The sequence below is a fragment of the Rhodanobacter umsongensis genome (assembly GCF_042654965.1).
Classification (GTDB): Bacteria; Pseudomonadota; Gammaproteobacteria; order Xanthomonadales; family Rhodanobacteraceae; genus Rhodanobacter; species Rhodanobacter umsongensis.
On record NZ_JBHSMK010000009.1, the window covers coordinates 144,432 to 162,119 of the forward strand.

The following is a 17,688-nucleotide window of genomic DNA, read 5'->3' on the forward strand; positions in this document are numbered from 1 at the left end:
CTCTCATCCGACCCGACAGCGCCGGCAGCCACGGATTGGAGAGCAGCCTCATGGATGCCGTGGAAGCCATCAGCGGTGGCCAAGCCATGCCGGCCATGGCTCGCAATGGCCGCGATGGCGAAGCCGCCATTCGAGAAGGAGATGCGCTGCCGTGTTCGGCGGTCGCAACAAGCTCATTGCAACCGCTGCGTCCCGCTTCGTCTCTTAGGCCGTGAACGGGACAGCACGGACTGGGCCCGCATGGAGAATCAAATGAATCCACAGCACGTGCTGGTCCCCAGCATCGTCTTCTGCGCCTTCAAGGCGGCGGTGCCGGACGCCATGCTGCGCAGCAGCCTGCCGCTGGGAACGTCGCGCCCGCCGCCATGGCCGTGCTGGCCGGTTTTTACCAGCCTGGGTCAAGCGACAGTCCACGTCCTGCCACGAGGGCGTAGCTGATTCCCCGAAACCAGATTCGCCGCATCGATTCATCTCGCCTCGCCGGCATCGATCCGCCGGCGGCAGCGGCCTCGTCCCACGTCCACCACTCGCATGAAAACCGGAGATATCCATGAGCAAAGCCACCGTATTGATGGCCGCCGCCGCTTTCCTGGCCATCGGGAGCGCCGCGTTCGCCGCCAGCCAGCAACCCGCCACGAATCCATCCACGGATGCGTTGTTCGACACCATATCCACTCTGGATACTGCCGTTTTCGGCGCCTTCAACCATTGCAGCGATCCAGGGCAACTGCAGAAGCACGCCAGCTATTTCGCACCCGACATCGAGTTCTATCACGACAACGGCGGTGTGACGTGGACGCGCAAGGCGATGATTGCGAACACCGCGAAGAATGTCTGCGGCCATTATCGCCGCGAGCTGGTTCCCGGCTCGTTGAAGGTCTACCCGATCAAGGGCTTCGGCGCCATCGAACAGGGAGTGCACCGCTTTTGCATGCTCAAGACCGGCGCGTGTGAGGGCATGGCCGATTTCGTCATCGTGTGGCGCCATCAAGGAGCAACCTGGCAGATCACGCGAGTCCTCAGCTACGGCCATCGCTCCAGCGAGTAACTGTCGTGCATGACGCTGCACGTACGCTCAACCCACAGGAAACATCATGGCGAGGACGAACACGATGAGCATGGCGATGGCGCTGGCAGGCTTGCTTGCCATGACCACCACGGGAGTCATGGCTGTCAACTGCGCAGACCCGGTACGGAACGATGCGGTCATCCAGAGCCGGCTGGACGATGCGGTTCCACGGCTTCTGGCCGAGCAACGCGTGCCCAGCGTGGCAATCGCGCATATCGAAAACGGCAAGATCGTGCTGGCGGTGGCCTACGGTTCGCAAAGCCCGGGCGTTCCGGCCACGACCCGCACGCTGTACAACATCGCCTCGATGACCAAACCGGTCTCTGCCGAGGTCGAACTGCGGCTTGCATCGCGTGGTCGCCTTTCGCTCGATGAGCCGATGTACCGGTACTGGGTCGATCCCGATATCGCCACCGACGAACGCCGCAAACAGTTGACGCCCTGGCTGGCTCTCACCCACCAGACGGGGTTTCCCAACTGGCGCCGCGAGACTGGCGGCGTCCTGACCTTCGAGCGCTCGCCCGGTCAGGCTTACGGCTATTCCGGCGAAGGTTTCGAGTACATGGCGCGCTTCACCGAAAAGAAGCTGGGGATACCGTTCGAGAAGCTGGCGCAGACCCTCGTGTTCGAGCCGATCGGCATGCGCGATACCGCGTACACCCGTCGCTCGTGGTTTGCCGGACGTATAGCAGTGCCAACCGACAGGGAAGGCAAGGCGCTGGAGCCGGCCATCGCCGAGCGGTTCTTCGCTTCCGATCAGCTCTACACGACAATCGGCGATTACGCCCGGTTCCTGCTCAGTGTGATGAAGCACGAAGGCGTCAATGATGCCATCGCCGGCGAACGCGAACGGATACTGGTGAGCCGCAAGAGCGGGATCTGCACCCCGGCGATGCGAAACGACTGCCCGACCGACATCGGATTCGGCCTCGGCTGGGAAGTACTCAAATTTGGCCAGGAAACCGTGCTCATGCACACGGGCATGGACGATGGCCTGTTCACGTTCGGCTATGTCGAACCGACCCAGGGCACCGCAACCGTGATCTTCACCAACAGCGCCAACGGGCCGCGGGTCGTGCTTCCCCTACTCGATCTGCTGGGCAAGGATCCGGCGTTCGTCGCGTTCCTGCGGAGGCAGGCGGGACAGGGACAGGCTGCAGGGTAGAAAAAACAATCGTGGCCGGACACACTGGCCTTTCGTTCTCCATGGAAGCCTGCCCATGAACCGCTCTCTGTGCCTTTCGCTGCTCGCCTTGCTGGCGCTCGCGCCGACCACGCGGGCAGCTGATCTGCTGGTGAACCAGGTCAACGGCTATACGCTGGACAGCCGCGGCAGGCTGCAGCATTTTCAGGCCATGCTGATCGCCCATGGCAAGGTGGTTGCCATCGGCGACAGTGCCGACCTGGCCAAGCGCGCCGGCGACGCCAAGGTGATCGATGGCCACGGCGCCACCTTGCTGCCAGGCCTGATCGATGCCCACGGCCATGTGCTTGAACTGGGCTATGCGCGCAATCAGGCCGATCTCACCGGCACGAAGTCGCTGGACGAGGCGCTGGCGAAGTTGAAGGCGTACGCCGCGGCGCATCCCGAGGCGAAGTGGATCACCGGTGGCGGCTGGAATCAGGAAATCTGGAAACTTGGCCGCTTTCCCACCGCGAAGGAACTGGACGCGGCGGTTCCCGATCGTCCGGTATGGCTGAGCCGCGTTGACGGACATGCCAGCTGGGCCAACAGCGCCGCCATCAAACTGGCCGGGGTCAGCAAGGCCACGAAAGATCCCAGCGGCGGGCGTATCGAGCGCGACCGCCATGGCAACCCCGCCGGCGTCTTCGTCGACGGTGCCACGGTGCTGATCGGCAGCAAGGTCCCTGCGCCGACAGCGCAACAGAAAGCAGCGGCGCTGGATACCGCACTGGCCGAGATGGCCAGCGTCGGCCTCACCGGTGTTGCCGACGCGGGCATCGACCTCGCCAACTACCAGCTGTACCGGCAGTACGCCGACGCGAACAAGCTCACCGCGCGCATCTACGCGATGATCCTGGGCACCGGGGACGATTTCGATGTCATCAGCAAGGACGGTCCGCTGATCGGCTACGGCAACGACTTCCTCACCGTGCGCACGGTCAAGCTGTTTGCCGACGGTGCGCTAGGCAGCCGCGGCGCGGCAATGCTCGCGCCCTACTCCGATGACCCGCATAACCACGGCCTGCTGTTCCTGAAGCCCGACCAGCTGACCTCTGATATCGGCAAGGCGCTGGGCAAGGGCTATCAGGTTGCCATCCACGCGATCGGCGACCGCGCCAACCGCGAGGTGCTCGACAGTTACACGGCAGCCTACAAGACACATCCCGACGGCATCGCGCTGCGCAACCGTGTCGAGCATGCGCAGATCATCTCGCTGGAAGACATCCCGCGCTTCGTGCCGCTGCAGCTGATCGCCTCGATGCAGCCGACCCATGCCACCTCCGACATGAACATGGCCGAACACCGCATCGGTGCCCGGCGGATCAAGGGTGCCTATGCCTGGCAGCGGCTCCTGAAGCAGGGCACGGTCGTCGCCGGCGGCTCGGATTTTCCGGTGGAGTCGCCCAACCCGTTTTATGGCTTGTACTCGGCGATAACCCGCGAGGACCATGACGGCCAGCCACCTGGCGGCTGGTACCCGGACCAGGCCATGACGCCCGCCGAAGCGCTGCGCGCGTTCACCCTCGACGCAGCGTACGCCGAGCATGCGGAAAAGACGCTGGGTACGCTGGAGCCGGGGAAGTGGGCCGACTTCATCCTGATCGATCACGACATCTTCAAGGACCCGGCGAGCAAGATCTGGAGCACCAAGGTGCTTCAGACCTGGGTCGGCGGCAAGCAGGTGTATAGCGCCAGGAATTGACTGACAGGGTGGAACAGCACCGGGGCCGGCTTTGCAGCCGGCCTTTGTGTTGATGGAGCTTGTGCCGCGGGCCCTTCGACTTTGCCGCTGTGCGGTGACGAACGGCAGTGGCCGGGAAAGCCAGGGGCCGCCGCACTGTCCTTGCCGACATCGGCAGCCACCCCGACCCGGCCGGACACATCGGGATCCATGCCTGCCTCCGGTCGACCTATGTCGGCACCACGAACAGCCCGCCGCAGCCCGTGTTGCGCGCGGAGCGGCCATGGCGTGATGCCGGCATGCGCCGGTCCAGGCGCCGGCGCCGGTTGAGCCGCCTGCCGAGGCGCATAGGCCATCAGTCATGTTGCGCCATGGCGCCTTGCCTATTGACGACTTGAAACTCGGTGTTATAGTTCACTACAACACCACTTAACGAGGTCACCAAGGAGGCCTGTCATGAAAGCGCACAACCTGATCGCCAGCTTCGCCGCCGTCCTGCTCACCTTTGCCAGCCTGAGCGCCCTCGACTACAACGTCGACACCCAGCCAGCAGCGGCGAACAAAACACCCAAGGCCGATACCGTCAAGGTCACCAACCTGGCTCCTGTCGTGGTTCGTCCCAGCGCCGCAGAGATGCGCGCCGCCGTGCTGCTCGCCGACGTCGGGACCAACGGCATCACTGCGGTTCCCGCGATGGGCCGCATGGACAACGCCGGCGGCACCAGCCAGTTCAGCCTGCTCGGTTCGCAATTGGCCATGCCCTACTATTCGTTTGGCAACAAGTTCGGCCGCATCAGCAAGGAATAAACATGACCATTACCTGGAACGACAGTGTCCCGATCTATCGCCAATTGCAGCAACGCGTGGTGGCGATGATCCTGGACGGCGCCTTGAACGAGGGCGACCCGCTGCCGTCGGTACGCCAGGTGGCAGCGGATTATCAGATCAATCCACTGACCGTATCCAAGGCGTACCAGGAACTGGTCGACGAACAACTGGTTGAGAAACGGAGGGGTCTGGGCATGTTCGTCATCGAAGGCGCTCGCGAGGCGCTGCTGAAATCCGAACGCGAGCGGTTTCTGCGCGAAGAGTGGCCGGTGCTGTTCGCACGGCTGCAACGACTGGGTCTGGATCTCAAGACGCTGCTGCGCGAGGCCCAGACTGACAAAGATCAGTCGACCAAGGGAGAACAATCATGAGCGCGGTGATCACGGCCAGCGGCCTGAGCAAACGGTACAAGTCATCGCTGGCGCTGGACAATGTCAGTTTCCAGATCGCGCCCGGCCGCATCGTCGGCCTGATCGGCCCCAACGGTGCCGGCAAGACCACGGCGCTGAAGGCGATTCTCGGTCTCACGGATTTCACCGGCGACCTCAACGTGCTCGGTTTCGACCCGCGCAAGCAACGCGACAGGCTGATGGGCGACGTGTGCTTCATCGCCGATGTGGCCGTGCTGCCGCGCTGGATCCGCGTGCGGGAAGTAGTCGATTTCGTCGCCAACGTGCACCCGCGTTTCGATCGCTCCAAGTGCGAGGCGTTCCTGGCGCGCACCAAGCTCACGCCCAACCAGCGTGTGCGGCAGATGTCCAAGGGCATGATCGTGCAACTGCATCTGGCGCTGGTGATGGCGATCGACGCCAAGCTGCTCATCCTCGACGAACCGACGCTGGGCCTGGACATCCTCTACCGCAAGCAGTTCTACCAGAACCTGCTGGAGGACTACTTCGACGAGAACAAGACGATCATCGTGACCACGCATCAGGTGGAAGAGGTCGAGCACATCCTCACCGACCTGATGTTCATCCGCGACGGCAAGATCGTGCTGGATGCCGACATGGACGCGGTCGGCGAGCGCTTCATCGAAGTGATGGTCAATGCCGACAAGGCCGACGCCGCCCGCCAGCTGAAACCGCTGGACGAACGCCAGGTCTTCGGCAAGAGCATTTTTCTGTTTGACGGCGCGAACCGCGCAGTGCTGGAACAGCTGGGCGAAACCCGCCGGCCGTCCATCAGCGACCTGTTCGTCGCCACCATGAAGGGAACCTACGCATGAAAACCTTCTACTGGCTTGTGAAGCGCGAATTCTGGGAACACCGGGGCGGCTTTTTCTGGGCTCCCGTCATCACCGGTGGCGTGTTCCTGCTGCTGAACATCATGGGCATCATCACCGCGGAAGTCCTGGGCGCCAGTCACGGCATCCGTTTCGGAGCGAGCGGCGGCCTGCAGCGGGTGATTGCCGACATGGATGCCGGCGACCTGAGCAAGGTCGGCTTCGCGCTGGACCTGGCGATGTACTCGGCGATGGGCCTGCTGGCCGTGGTACTGGGCATTGTTGTGTTCTTCTACTGCCTCGGCGCGCTGTACGACGATCGTCGCGACCGCAGCATCCTGTTCTGGAAGTCGCTGCCGGTTTCAGACGCCAGCACCGTGTTGTCCAAGGTAGTGAGCGCCACTGTGCTGGCACCGGTCATCGCCGTGATCGTCGGCATCGTGGTCGGCATGCTGCAGTTGCTGATCCTGGCGACAACCCTGTCCTTCCACGGCGTGAATGTGTGGCAGTTGCTGGTACTGGCGCATCCGTTCCGGGTCATGTTCAACCTGATCGGCTACATCCCGCTGTACGTACTGTGGGCCCTGCCCTCGATCGGCTGGCTGCTGCTTTGCTCGGCCTGGGCACGCAACAAGCCCTTCCTGTGGGCGGTTGCCTTGCCGGTGGCCAGCGGCCTGATCATCAGCTGGTTCGGCATCATGGGCTTGTTCGACCTGCCCGCAACCTGGTTCTGGAAAAACATCGTGCAACGCGGCCTGTTCAGCGCCTTCCCTGGCACCGGCAGCATGTTCAACGCCCATGGCGGTGCCATCTCCAGCAACGTCGACGGCTATCCCAGCATGGGCTTCATGGACCTGGCCAACACCTATCATCTGCTGGCTTCACCTGACCTGTGGATCGGCGTGGTGGTCGGCCTGGGGCTGCTCGCTGGTGCCGTCTGGTTCCGCCGCTGGCGCGACGACAGCTGAGCGATGCGACGGATGGGCCGACCGGCCCATCCGTCCGACCGCAACGGAAGCCACCATTCCCGCCGCGGCCCATCGCAAACCGTTCTGCTTCACCATCCTTTGCCCTGAAGCCGCCTCGGCTTCGTCGGCCCCCTGCTGCCCAAAGGAATACCCAATGCGCTTCCTGTCGTCTCTCCTGCTTGCCATGGCATCGATCGTCTCGCTGGCGCATGCGTCGTCGCTTCCGGCAGCAGGCAACTCCGACCTGTCAAAGACGGTCCTGCTGACTGGCGACAGCCTGAGTTCGGCGCACCGGATCCCGCCCGAAGCGGGCTGGGTCAATTTGCTGCAGCAACGCGTCGACCACGCCACGACCACTCCGCCTGCGATCGTCAATGCCAGCCGCGGCGGCAAGACCCTGACGGATGCATTGAAGGAGTTACCTGGCTTGATCGCCACCCATCATCCACACTTGATCATCCTTGAGCTCGGGGCCAACGACGCCATCCTCGGCGCGAATCGGCAAACGCTGGAGCAGAACATGACCCGGCTGATCGATATGGCCCAGGCCTCAGGGGCGAAAGTCGCCCTGCTCGGATTCGAGATTCCCGCCAAGCTGGACAAAGACCATCGCGCCGACATGCTGCGGCAGGTCTACGCCCGGGTTGCGCAACGGAAGCACGTTCCGCTGCTGCCGTCCCTGATGGCCGGCATTTCGGACAAGCCCGCTCTGCTGCTGGATGATGGTGTGCATCCAAGCGCGCTCGCACAGGTGCGCATGCTCGACAACGCATGGCCCATGCTCCGCCCGTTGCTGATCAACTGATGCCGTTGCAAGCTTCGCCTGAGGCGCGCCATAGGCAGTCCGCACGGCGAATCCCATGAACGCCAATTCGCTTGAATTCGAAGAGAGGAAACACCCATGAAGTCCATCACTTTCGGCACGCTCGCACTGGCCCTCTTGCTGCCATTGGCCGCGTGCAGCCAGTCCAGCCAGGCCGACTCCGAGCCAGGGGTTGCTGACACCACGGCGCAGTCACTGAAAGACGCGGGCGAAAAGACCTCGTCGGGGATTTCCGGAGAAATCCGCAAGGCGATGGAGGAGGCCAAGCGGGAGTTGGCCACCAAGAACATCGACGTCAACAGCGTTCACATCAACGATAGTTCCCACGGCGACAAGGACTCGCGCCCCCGGGCCGAGATCACCCCTCAGGGCGATTTGCTGATCGCCGGCAAGAAGGTGGCAGCCACGCCGGCGCAGCAAACTCTGCTGCTGGACTACCGCAAACAGATCGTCGGCATCGCCGAAACCGGCATGGACATCGGCGCACAAGGTGCTGACCTGGGCCTCAACGCCGCCAAGGAAGGGGTATGGGGCGCGCTCACCGGCAAAAGCGACAAGGACATCGAAGCGGCCATCAGGCCGCAAACCGACAAGATCGAGGCCGCCGCCGCCAAGTTGTGCCAGCGTCTGCCCGACCTGATGTCCACCCAGCAGAAGCTGGCCGCGGCGATGCCCGAATTCAGGCCCTACGCGACCATGCAGCAGAAGGACGTCGATGATTGCGGCAAGAACATGAAGGACAAGGACGGCAAGAAAGGCTTCGCGGTGTTCTCCGACTGACCCTGATGCAGGAGCCCGCTCGCGGGCGGGCTCCTGCAGAACGTCTTTCAGGGTCAGCCGTGGATGCCGCCCTTGGTGAGCGCCAGCGGATCGAGCAGCTTCTTCAACTCGTCTTTCGACAGCCCGGTGGTTTCCAGTGCCACGTCCATGATCGGCCGGTGCTGCTTGTAGGCCTGCTTGGCGGTGGCTGCGCCCTTCTCGTAGCCGATCACCGGATTCAACGCGGTGACCAGGATCGGATTCATCGCCAGCGCCTGATTCACCCGCGCCTTGTTGACCTGAAAGCCCGCAATCGCCTTGTCGGCCAGCAGCATGCTGACGTTGGCCAGGATCCCGATCGACTGCAACAGGTTGTAGGCGATCAGCGGCAGCATCACGTTGAGCTGGAAGTTGCCGGACTGGCCGGCGATGGTGATCGATGCGTCGTTGCCGATCACCTGCGCGGCCACCATCGCGGTTGCCTCGGGAATCACCGGATTGACCTTGCCCGGCATGATCGACGAACCCGGCTGCAACGCCGGCAGTTCGATCTCGCCCAGCCCGGCGAGGGGGCCGGAGTTCATCCAGCGCAAATCATTGGCGATCTTCATCAAGGCAACCGCCAGCGTCTTCAGCTGGCCGGACAGTTCCACCGCCGCATCCTGTGCCGCCATGCCCTCGAAATAATTCTCGGCCGATTCAAACTTCACGCCGGTGATCTTCTTCAGCTGTGCCGCCATCGCCGGGCCGAACTTCGGATCGGCGTTGATCCCGGTGCCGACGGCGGTCCCCCCCTGCGGCAACCGCCGCACGCGCTTCAGCGCGTCCTCGATCCGCTCGATCGCCGAACCGATCTGCGCCGACCAGCCGGACAGTTCCTGCCCGAAGGTGATCGGCATCGCGTCCATCAGGTGGGTACGGCCGGTCTTGGGCGTGTTTTTCAACTCGCGCGCCCGCTTGTCGATGGCCCTCCTCAGATGCTTCAGCGCCGGCAGCAACTCCCCGCTGGTGGCCAGCGTGGCGCTGACATGGATCGCGGTGGGGATCACGTCGTTCGAACTCTGCCCGTAGTTGACGTGATCGTTGGGATGCACCTTGGTGCCGCCTTCCACCGCCAGATGCGCGATGACCTCGTTCGCATTCATGTTGGTGCTGGTGCCCGAACCGGTCTGGAAGATGTCGATCGGAAAGTGCGCGTCGTACTGGCCGTCCGCTACGGCCAGCGCTGCCTTGCGGATCGCCGCGGCCTGGTTCTTCTTCAGATGCCCCATCGCCAGATTGACCTCGGCCGCCGCGGCCTTGACCAGCCCCAGCGCACGGATGAACTGGCGCGGCAGATGCAGGCCGGAGATCGGGAAATTGTCGATCGCGCGCTGGGTTTGCGCGCCGTACAGCGCATCGGCTGGCACCCGCAACTCGCCCATGCTGTCGTGCTCGGTGCGAAAACCACTCATGATCGGATTCCTGCAGTTGGAGATTCCCAACTATAGGCCGCTACCCGGCGGTGGCGCGACAAGGCGGTCGAAACAGGGAAAGCCCGCGCATGTAAAATGCTTGTTTCACCCCGCTGGAATGCCCCGATGCCCTCTCATGCCCTGACCGCCCTGTCACCACTGGACGGCCGCTATGCCGGCAAAGTCGAAGCGCTGCGCCCGATCTTCAGCGAGTACGGCCTGATGCACCGTCGCGTGCACGTGGAAATCGAATGGCTGCTGGCACTGGCCGCCGATCCGAAGATCGCCGAACTGCCCGCCTTCAGCGCAGCCCAGATCCATACGCTGAAAGCCATCGCGGCGAACTTCAGCGTGGTCGACGGCGAGCGGATCAAGGCGATCGAGGCGACCACCAATCACGACGTGAAGGCGGTCGAGTACTTCATCAAGGAAAAGATCGGCGCCGATGCCAGCCTGGCGCAGGCCAAGGAATTCGTGCACTTCGCCTGCACCAGCGAGGACATCAACAACCTGTCCTACGCACTGATGCTGCGCGACGCGCGCAAACAGGTGCTGCTGCCGCAGTTCGACGCGGTGATTGCCCAACTGCGTGAGCTGGCCCATGCCAACGCCGTGCTGCCGCTGCTCTCGCGCACTCACGGCCAGACCGCGTCGCCCAGCACCTTGGGCAAGGAGATCGCCAACGTCGTGGCGCGCCTGCAGCGCCAGCGCAAGCAGATCGCCGCGGTCGAAATCTCCGGCAAGATCAACGGCGCCGTCGGCAACTACAACGCCCACGTCATCACCTATCCCGAAGTGGACTGGCGCGCGTTCTCGCAGCGCTTCGTGGAAAGCCTCGGGCTCGGCTACAACCCCTACACCACCCAGATCGAACCGCACGACGGCGTCGCCGAATACTGCGATGCGGTGCGCCGCGCCAACATCATCCTCATCGACCTGGCCCGCGACGTCTGGGGCTACATCTCGCTGGGCTATTTCAAGCAGACGCTGAAGGCTGGCGAAGTCGGCTCATCGACCATGCCGCACAAGGTCAACCCGATCGACTTCGAGAACGCCGAGGGCAACTTCGGCCTCGCCAACGCCCTGCTCGGCCACTTCGCCGAGAAGCTGCCGATCAGCCGCTGGCAGCGCGACCTCACCGACTCCACCGTGCTGCGCGCGCTCGGCACCGCGTTCGGCCACAGCCTGGTCGCACTGGAATCGCTGAAGAAGGGCCTGGGCAAACTCAACGTCAATGCCGAACGCATCGCCGCCGACCTCGACGGCAGCTGGGAGGTGCTGGCCGAAGCCGTGCAGACCGTAATGCGCCGCTACGGCCTGCCCGAACCGTACGAGCAGCTCAAGGCACTGACCCGGGGGCATGGCATCACCAGGGATTCGATGCGCCAGTTCATCGATGGCCTCGACCTGCCGGCCGAGGCGAAGCAGCGATTGCTCGACCTGACGCCCGGTAACTACATCGGCCTGGCCGCAGCGCTGGCGAAGGATATCTGAGCGCGGTTGTGCGTCGGGTGCATGGCCGCCTCAGCGGCGAGGATCCGTGCATTCGCCGGCCATACGACTTCCCGCCGGGTTCGCCGGGTCATTGGACCGCCACTTTGAAGAACATCGACTTCATTATTGAACAGTACCGCGCCGGCAAGCTGGTGCGCGTCTTTGCCCCGTCGGGCGATAGCGCTCTTCCCTGGCAGGTCAACGGCAAGACCTATTTGCGAACCCATGGGTGGGTCCTGTCGAAAGTCCTGCCGACACTTCTGGACGGATCGTCCATCACGACCAGGGCTATACTCGCCCAAGCGTCTATTCAGACGCCTGACCCCGACGGGGGCGCCTGATTGTTCGTCCAAGCGGACGGCTTCGACGCCGCTCAACTCCAGCGCTCGGCCGCAAAGGCAACCACGGTGCCGCCCTCCTACATTCGAAAGCCACAGGTCTGCGTGTTGGGCAGCGCCGAGCCCGGTTCTGCCGCCTACGAACTCGCTGGTCAGGCAGGCGCATTGCTTGCGCAGCACGGCATCACCCTGGTCAGTGGCTGCGGCAGCCCCGCGACGCGCGTCGCGGCGGAGCGCGCCATCGCCGCCGGCGGCCTGGTCCTGAGCATCGTGCCACCGGATCAGATGCCACCACCGGACTGGCCGGCTACCGTCGTTGTGCCGTGCGGCATGGGAGATGCCCGCAATCTCCTCATGGCGCTCTCGGGAGATGCGTGCCTTGTCGTCGGCGGTCGCGCAGGCACCATTTCCGAGGTCTGTCTTGCCTGGTTGCACAAGCGCCCGCTACTGCCGCTCATCGGCTGTGGCGGCTGGTCGGACTCGCTTCCGAGCCATCCACCCGACGAACGCAAAAATTCGCCCATCCTGCCCTGGGCCACCATCGGCGAGCTTGAGCAGAAGCTGCGCGAGCTTGAACTTATCGTCTCGGCATAAGTGGATGCTCTGCCCTGAGCTTTCGGGCCGATGCTGGTCATCGTGTTGTCCTCGCGTTTCGTGCCGCTCGGCCGAAACACGTCTGGACGTCCGGATGGTTGGCCAGGTTCTCTGAGGGACGGTCTGAGCCGTTGTCCATGCTGCTCATGGAGACTTCCCCTTCTGCTGACGGTTGTGTCGCAACACCATCATGGCCCGCGAGGCCGCAGGGGGAGGAAGCGCAAATGGCCGGCGCCTCGCGATGCCGGCCACTTGTGCTCGCGCTGATGGCCGATCAGGCCGCCGCCTTGATCAGCCCCTCTGCCTGCATCGCCTTCTGCACCGCCGGCCGCTCGGCCACGCGCTTCTGGAAAGCCAGCAACGCGGGGAAGCCGGACAGGTCCAGCTCGACGTGCTTCGCCCAGTTGGTGACGGTGAACAGGTAGGCGTCCGCTGCGGTGAAATGGTCGCCCAGCAGCCACGGCTGCTTCGCCAGCACGTCTTCGATCAACTGGTAGCGCTTGAGCAGGTAGGCCTTGCGCTCGGCACGGGTCGGCTCGGGCGTCTCCGGCTTGAACAGCGGGCTGTAAGTCTTGTGCAGTTCGGAGTTGATATAGCCCAGCAGCTCTTGCAGGCGGTAGCGCGCCAGCGTGCCGTTGGCGGGCGCCAGGCCGCTCGCCGGCTTGAGGTCGGCCAGGTATTGCACGATCGCCGGGCCCTCGGTCAGCAGTTCGCCGTTGTCCAGCGCCAGCGCCGGCACGTAGCCCTTCGGGTTGATCTGCCAGAAATCCGCGCCGCCTTCGGTGCGCTTGGCCTTGCCGTCGACCTTTTCCAGCGACAGCGCGATGCCGGCTTCCAGCGCCACGATGTGCGGCGACAACGAGCAGGCGCCCGCCGAATAATAGAGCTTCATGCGTTTTCTCCGTGATGGGTACGTGGGAAAGAACCGTCGCCGTGGCACCGCATGCCTGCGCACCACAACGATGCCGGCATGCTAGCCATCATGGTTACCTATGGATACCACCTAACCATCGGTTAGCGGAAAAATGTAGTATCCCTCCAGTTACCGCACTCCCCGATGGAATTCCGATGGGCCTGCCCGTACGCAAGAGCAAGGTCGCCGCACCGCCGGCCTGCCCGCTCACAGAAAGCCTGGCGCTGCTGCGCGGCGCGTGGGCGCCGAACGTGGTGTGGTACCTGAGCGCCGAGCCGCGCCGTTTCGGCGAGCTGCGCCACGACATCCCGCGCATCTCCGCGCGCGTGCTGAGCGCGCGGCTGCGCGAGCTGGAATCGCGCGGACTGGTGACGCGACGCGTGCTGGCTACCTCGCCGCCGTCGGCCGAGTACGCGCTCACGCCGCTCGGCCGCGAACTGCTGCCGGCGATCCAGGCACTCGCCAGCGTGGGCCGGAAGCTGATCGCGGAATGGGAAGCGAGTGCGCCCAAACGCGCATCCGGAACCGCACGCAAACGCGCGGAACAGTCGTGACCGCGCTCAGACTTCGTCCGAGCCCTCGTTGACACCCTCGAACAGAAAGGTCGACAGGTAGCGCTCGCCGGTATCCGGCAGCATTGCCAGCAGGACCGAACCGGGCGGCGCATCGGCCGCCACCTGCACGGCGGCGGCCAGGGTGGCGCCGGAGGAGATGCCGGTGAAGATGCCTTCCTGCTGCGCCAGCTCGCGCGAGGTGTCGCGGGCCAGCACGTCATCGATCAGCACGATCCGGTCGACCACCTTGCGGTTGAGCACGGCCGGCACGAAGTCCGGCGTCCAGCCCTGGATCTTGTGCGGCTGCCATTCCTGGCCGGAGAGCAGCGCGGCTCCGGTCGGCTCGCTGGCGATGATCTGCACTTCCGGGCGCGCCACCTTGAGCACTTCGCCGACGCCGGTCAGCGTGCCGCCGGTGCCCCAGCCGGTAACGAAGTAGTCCAGCCGGCGACCGGCGAAGTCGCGCAGGATCTCCGGCGCGGTGGTTTGCCGGTGGTACGCCGGATTGGCGGGATTCTCGAACTGATTGGTGAAGAACCAGCCGTGTTTCTTCGCCAGTTCCACCGCCTTCTCCACCATGCCGGTGCCGCGCGCGGCAGCTGGCGTCAGCACCACCTTGCCGCCGTAGGCGCGGATCAGCTTGCGCCGCTCGATCGAGAAGGTCTCGGCCATTACGGCCACGAACGGATAGCCGCGAGCAGCGCAGATCGCGGCCAGCGCGACGCCGGTGTTGCCCGAGGTGGCTTCGATCACGGTCTGGCCGGGCTTCAGCGCGCCGCGCTGTTCGGCGTCGATGATGATCGCCAGGGCAAGCCGGTCCTTCACCGAGCCGGCCGGATTGAACGCTTCGACCTTCACGTATAGCTCGACGTGCTTCGGCGCGAGACGGTGGAGTTTGACGATCGGCGTGTTGCCTATGGTGTCGAGGATGCTGTCGTGGATCATGTGGCTGCTCCGGCAGGCGTGAGGGAAACCGTCGCGCGATCATGCTCCCGCGCAGGTGAATATTTTCGTCAGGCGCGGTGGACCGCCGCCAGCACATCGGAAGCGATCGGATGCCCCGCCGGCAGGGTGCGGATGGCGCGCACATCGGCCCCTAGCGGCGGCTGCCCGAACCAGGCCAGCGACGTCGCCAACGCGGCCACTTCGCCCAAGATCAGCAGGGCTGGCGAGCGCACTGCATGGCAAGCCGCCCGCTCGGCCAGGTTGGCCAGCGTGCCGGTGATGACGCGCTGGTCCGGGCGCGAGCCGTTCTCGATCAACGCGAACGGGGTCGATGGCGCACGACCATGTTCGATCAGCCGCGCCTGCAGTCCACCCAGTTCCGCCACGCCCATGTACAACGCCAGCGTCTGCCGTTCCTGCGCCAGTGCGGCCCAGTCCGGCGTGTCGTGCGAGGACTGACAATGCGCGGTGGCGAAACGTACCGACTGCGCGTGATCGCGATGGGTCAGCGGCACGCCCGCATACGCCGCGCAGGCCACGGCGGCGGTAATACCGGGCACCGCTTCATAGGGAACCCCGTGCTCGCGCAGAAACTCGAGCTCCTCGCCGCCACGGCCGAACACGAACGGGTCGCCCCCTTTCAGCCGCACGACGCGCCGCCCGGCCTGCGCGTGTTGGAGCAGCAGTGCGTGGATGCCGTCCTGGGTGGTGTGGTGATGGCCGGCTTGCTTGCCGACCTCGATGCGCTCGGCGTCGCGGCGCGCCAGGTCGAGGACCTCGGCGCTGACCAGCCGGTCGTGCAGGATCACGTCGGCCTCGTTGAGCGCGCGCAGGGCCCGCAGGGTCAGCAGGCCCGGATCGCCGGGGCCGGCGCCCACCAGCACGACCGACCCCGCCGACACTGCGGGCACCGCCAGCAGCGCCTCTTCCGCCGCCCGCCTCGCCGCATTCGGCCGGCCCTGGCGCAGCAGTGCGGCGGCTGGACCGGCGAACAGGCTCTGGTAGAAGCGCCGCCGTGCCGCCAAGTCCGGATACCGCACACGGATGCGCTTGCGCAGGCGCCCGGCCAATGTGGCCAGCGCGCCCAGCGAATGATCGAGCAGCGTCTCCAGCCTTTCGCGCAGCAGCCGCGCCAACATCGGCGCCTCGCCACCGCTGGAGATCGCGATGATCAGCGGTGATCGGTCCACCACCGCCGGCACGTGGAAAGTCGACAGCGCCGCATCATCGACCACGTTGACGAAAATGCGCCGCAGCTCGGCGAAAGTGGCGATCAGCCGGTTCAGCTCGATATCGGACGTGGCCGCTACCACCAGCCAGACCCGATCCAGCCAACCCTCCTGGAACGCATCGCGGCGATGGGCGATGCGCCCCGCCGCCACCCAATGCCGCAATTGCGGCGTGAGCGCGGGCGCATTCACCGTGACCTGCGCCTGAGCGCCGAGCAGGGCGGCGACCCTGCGCTCGGCCACCGGCCCGCCGCCCACGACAAGCACGGCGCGGCGGGACAGATCGGCGAACAGCGGATAGAGCTTCATTCGGGCGGGTCCGGCTTCGCGATCAGTGGAGACAAAGCCACGCTACGCAACACAATCCATCTCGACAAATGATCTGCGCCATCGTGCATATGCCGCCCCGTTATGGAAGACAGCCAGAACGGCACAACTCTTGACCTTGCCTGCAAATAGACGTATAGACGTCTGATCATGATCGAATGCATCGATTCCTACCAGCCCCATGACGGCATCTGTTCAGCCGTCCACACGCATGCATCAGACATGATCCTGGCTCGTTCGATGCGATGTAGCCGTGCTCCGCTCGCGCCTCAGCCCGACGATCCCGACCGCCCACGAGCCCATCGCCATGACGCTGATCCAGTTGCGCTACCTGATTGCCATCGCCGACTCCGGCCTCAACATCACGCTGGCTGCCGAGCGCGTCCACGCCACTCAGCCTGGCCTGAGCAAGCAACTGCGGCAGCTTGAGGACGAGCTGGGCTTCCAGCTGTTCGTGCGCAAGGGCAAGAGCCTCGACGCGGTGACCCACGGCGGCCGGCATGTACTCGAACGCGCCCGCACGATCCTCGCCGAGGCCGCCAACATCCGCTCGATCGCGGCCAACCTGCGCAAGGAGGCGCGCGGCGAATTGCGCATCGCCACCACGCATACCCAGGCCCGTTTCGCCCTGCCCGCTGCCATCGCCGCGCTGACCCTGCGCTACCCGCAGGTCAGCGTGCACCTGCAGCCGGGCAGCGACTCGGAGGTGCTGGCGCGGCTGGAGGCCGGCCGCGTCGATCTCGCGGTCATCAGCAGCGCCGGCGCCCCGCCCGACACCGGCATCGCGCTGCCGGCCTACAGCTGGCATCGGGCGATCGTTGCGCCGCAGGGCCATCCGCTGACGAGCAGCGGTCGGCCGCCCTCGCTCGACGAGCTGGCAGCGCTGCCGCTGGTCAGCTACGAATCCTCGCTGAAGGCCGATTCGTCGCTGCGCCGGGCATTTGAGGCCATCGGCCTGCGTCCGCATATCGCGATGACCGCCGGCGACGCCGACCTGATCAAGACCTATGTCCGCGCCGGTCTGGGTATCGGCGTGCTGGCCGAAATGGCCATGCTCGACAGCGACACCGACCTGGACACGCTGCCGGCCGATCACCTGTTTCCGCCATGCACGACCTGGATCGTGCTGCGCCGGGAAAGCGTGCTGCGCGATTACGTGCTGGAGTTCATCACGCAGTTCGCACCCCACCTGGATCGCCGCGAGGTGGCGCGCGCACTGGCCACCGACACGCAGCCGCCCGAATGGCCGGCCGTGCCGCATTGGCGCGAGCGGCCAACCGTTCCGCCGCCCAACGTGGCCTGAC

Annotated in this window: 18 protein-coding genes; 14 read left to right on the top strand and 4 right to left on the bottom strand. The window is 65.0% G+C overall.

All coding sequences use genetic code 11. The annotated features are described in order from the left end of the window. The first annotated feature begins 550 nt into the window (after positions 1–550). From ACFPME_RS13305 to ACFPME_RS13345, 9 genes are all read left to right on the top strand, one after another. On the top strand, positions 551–1,048 hold the full coding sequence (locus ACFPME_RS13305) for a nuclear transport factor 2 family protein (protein WP_377306087.1): 498 nt from the start codon (positions 551–553) through the stop codon (positions 1,046–1,048). 64 nt (positions 1,049–1,112) lie between these two features. Next, entirely contained in the window at positions 1,113–2,234 is a 1,122-nt protein-coding gene (locus tag ACFPME_RS13310; RefSeq protein ID WP_377306089.1) for a serine hydrolase domain-containing protein, read from the top strand. A 55-nt stretch (positions 2,235–2,289) separates the two neighbouring features. After that, positions 2,290–3,957 carry an amidohydrolase gene (locus tag ACFPME_RS13315; protein WP_377306091.1) on the top strand — a complete coding sequence of 556 codons (1,668 nt, stop codon included), beginning with the start codon at positions 2,290–2,292 and terminating at the stop codon, positions 3,955–3,957. Between the two features lie 435 nt (positions 3,958–4,392). After that, on the top strand, positions 4,393–4,743 hold the full coding sequence (locus ACFPME_RS13320; RefSeq protein ID WP_377306093.1) for a hypothetical protein: 351 nt from the start codon (positions 4,393–4,395) through the stop codon (positions 4,741–4,743). A gap of 2 nt (positions 4,744–4,745) precedes the next feature. Continuing rightward, positions 4,746–5,135 carry a GntR family transcriptional regulator gene (locus ACFPME_RS13325; RefSeq protein ID WP_377306095.1) on the top strand — a complete coding sequence of 130 codons (390 nt, stop codon included), beginning with the start codon at positions 4,746–4,748 and terminating at the stop codon, positions 5,133–5,135. Beyond that, positions 5,132–5,989 (top strand): ABC transporter ATP-binding protein, encoded by an 858-nt coding sequence (locus ACFPME_RS13330; RefSeq protein ID WP_377306097.1) that lies wholly within the window; start codon positions 5,132–5,134, stop codon positions 5,987–5,989. Before ACFPME_RS13325 ends, ACFPME_RS13330 begins: the two co-directional genes overlap by 4 nt. Next, on the top strand, positions 5,986–6,954 hold the full coding sequence (locus ACFPME_RS13335; RefSeq protein ID WP_377306099.1) for a hypothetical protein: 969 nt from the start codon (positions 5,986–5,988) through the stop codon (positions 6,952–6,954). Before ACFPME_RS13330 ends, ACFPME_RS13335 begins: the two co-directional genes overlap by 4 nt. A gap of 154 nt (positions 6,955–7,108) precedes the next feature. Then, on the top strand, positions 7,109–7,759 hold the full coding sequence (locus tag ACFPME_RS13340) for a GDSL-type esterase/lipase family protein (protein WP_377306101.1): 651 nt from the start codon (positions 7,109–7,111) through the stop codon (positions 7,757–7,759). A gap of 135 nt (positions 7,760–7,894) precedes the next feature. Next, a complete protein-coding gene (locus ACFPME_RS13345; RefSeq protein ID WP_377306103.1) occupies positions 7,895–8,557 on the top strand; it encodes a YggN family protein in 663 nt (220 codons plus the stop codon). 53 nt (positions 8,558–8,610) lie between these two features. Here the strand turns inward: ACFPME_RS13345 and ACFPME_RS13350 are convergent, their stop codons facing one another. Next, positions 8,611–9,990: a class II fumarate hydratase gene (locus ACFPME_RS13350; RefSeq protein WP_377306105.1), complete on the bottom strand. Its 1,380-nt coding sequence runs from the start codon at positions 9,988–9,990 to the stop codon at positions 8,611–8,613. A 126-nt stretch (positions 9,991–10,116) separates the two neighbouring features. Between ACFPME_RS13350 and purB the strand changes: the two genes are divergently transcribed. The 3 genes from purB to ACFPME_RS13365 all read left to right on the top strand — a co-directional run bounded on the left by purB (position 10,117) and on the right by ACFPME_RS13365 (position 12,416). After that, positions 10,117–11,484: an adenylosuccinate lyase gene (gene purB / locus ACFPME_RS13355; RefSeq protein ID WP_377306107.1), complete on the top strand. Its 1,368-nt coding sequence runs from the start codon at positions 10,117–10,119 to the stop codon at positions 11,482–11,484. Between the two features lie 104 nt (positions 11,485–11,588). Beyond that, positions 11,589–11,825, top strand: a complete 237-nt coding sequence (locus tag ACFPME_RS13360) for a hypothetical protein (protein WP_377306109.1) — start codon at positions 11,589–11,591, stop codon at positions 11,823–11,825. Continuing rightward, positions 11,826–12,416, top strand: a complete 591-nt coding sequence (locus ACFPME_RS13365) for an SLOG cluster 4 domain-containing protein (RefSeq protein WP_377306111.1) — start codon at positions 11,826–11,828, stop codon at positions 12,414–12,416. A 274-nt stretch (positions 12,417–12,690) separates the two neighbouring features. On the opposite strand, the gene gstA is transcribed toward ACFPME_RS13365, so the two are convergent. Then, a complete protein-coding gene (gene gstA, locus ACFPME_RS13370; RefSeq protein WP_377306113.1) occupies positions 12,691–13,308 on the bottom strand; it encodes a glutathione transferase GstA in 618 nt (205 codons plus the stop codon). 176 nt (positions 13,309–13,484) lie between these two features. On the opposite strand from gstA, the gene ACFPME_RS13375 reads away from it, so the two are divergent. Then, positions 13,485–13,883, top strand: a complete 399-nt coding sequence (locus ACFPME_RS13375; RefSeq protein WP_377306115.1) for a winged helix-turn-helix transcriptional regulator — start codon at positions 13,485–13,487, stop codon at positions 13,881–13,883. A 6-nt stretch (positions 13,884–13,889) separates the two neighbouring features. On the opposite strand, the gene cysK is transcribed toward ACFPME_RS13375, so the two are convergent. Further along, positions 13,890–14,828: a cysteine synthase A gene (gene cysK / locus ACFPME_RS13380; protein ID WP_377306117.1), complete on the bottom strand. Its 939-nt coding sequence runs from the start codon at positions 14,826–14,828 to the stop codon at positions 13,890–13,892. A gap of 68 nt (positions 14,829–14,896) precedes the next feature. Continuing rightward, the gene (gene cysG / locus ACFPME_RS13385; protein ID WP_377306119.1) at positions 14,897–16,366 is read right to left on the bottom strand and encodes a siroheme synthase CysG; all 1,470 of its coding nucleotides are present in this window, start codon (positions 16,364–16,366) and stop codon (positions 14,897–14,899) included. Between the two features lie 325 nt (positions 16,367–16,691). Here cysG and ACFPME_RS13390 point away from each other — a divergent pair, with 325 nt between their 5' ends. Further along, positions 16,692–17,687, top strand: a complete 996-nt coding sequence (locus ACFPME_RS13390; RefSeq protein ID WP_377306121.1) for a LysR substrate-binding domain-containing protein — start codon at positions 16,692–16,694, stop codon at positions 17,685–17,687. Position 17,688 lies beyond the last annotated feature (1 nt).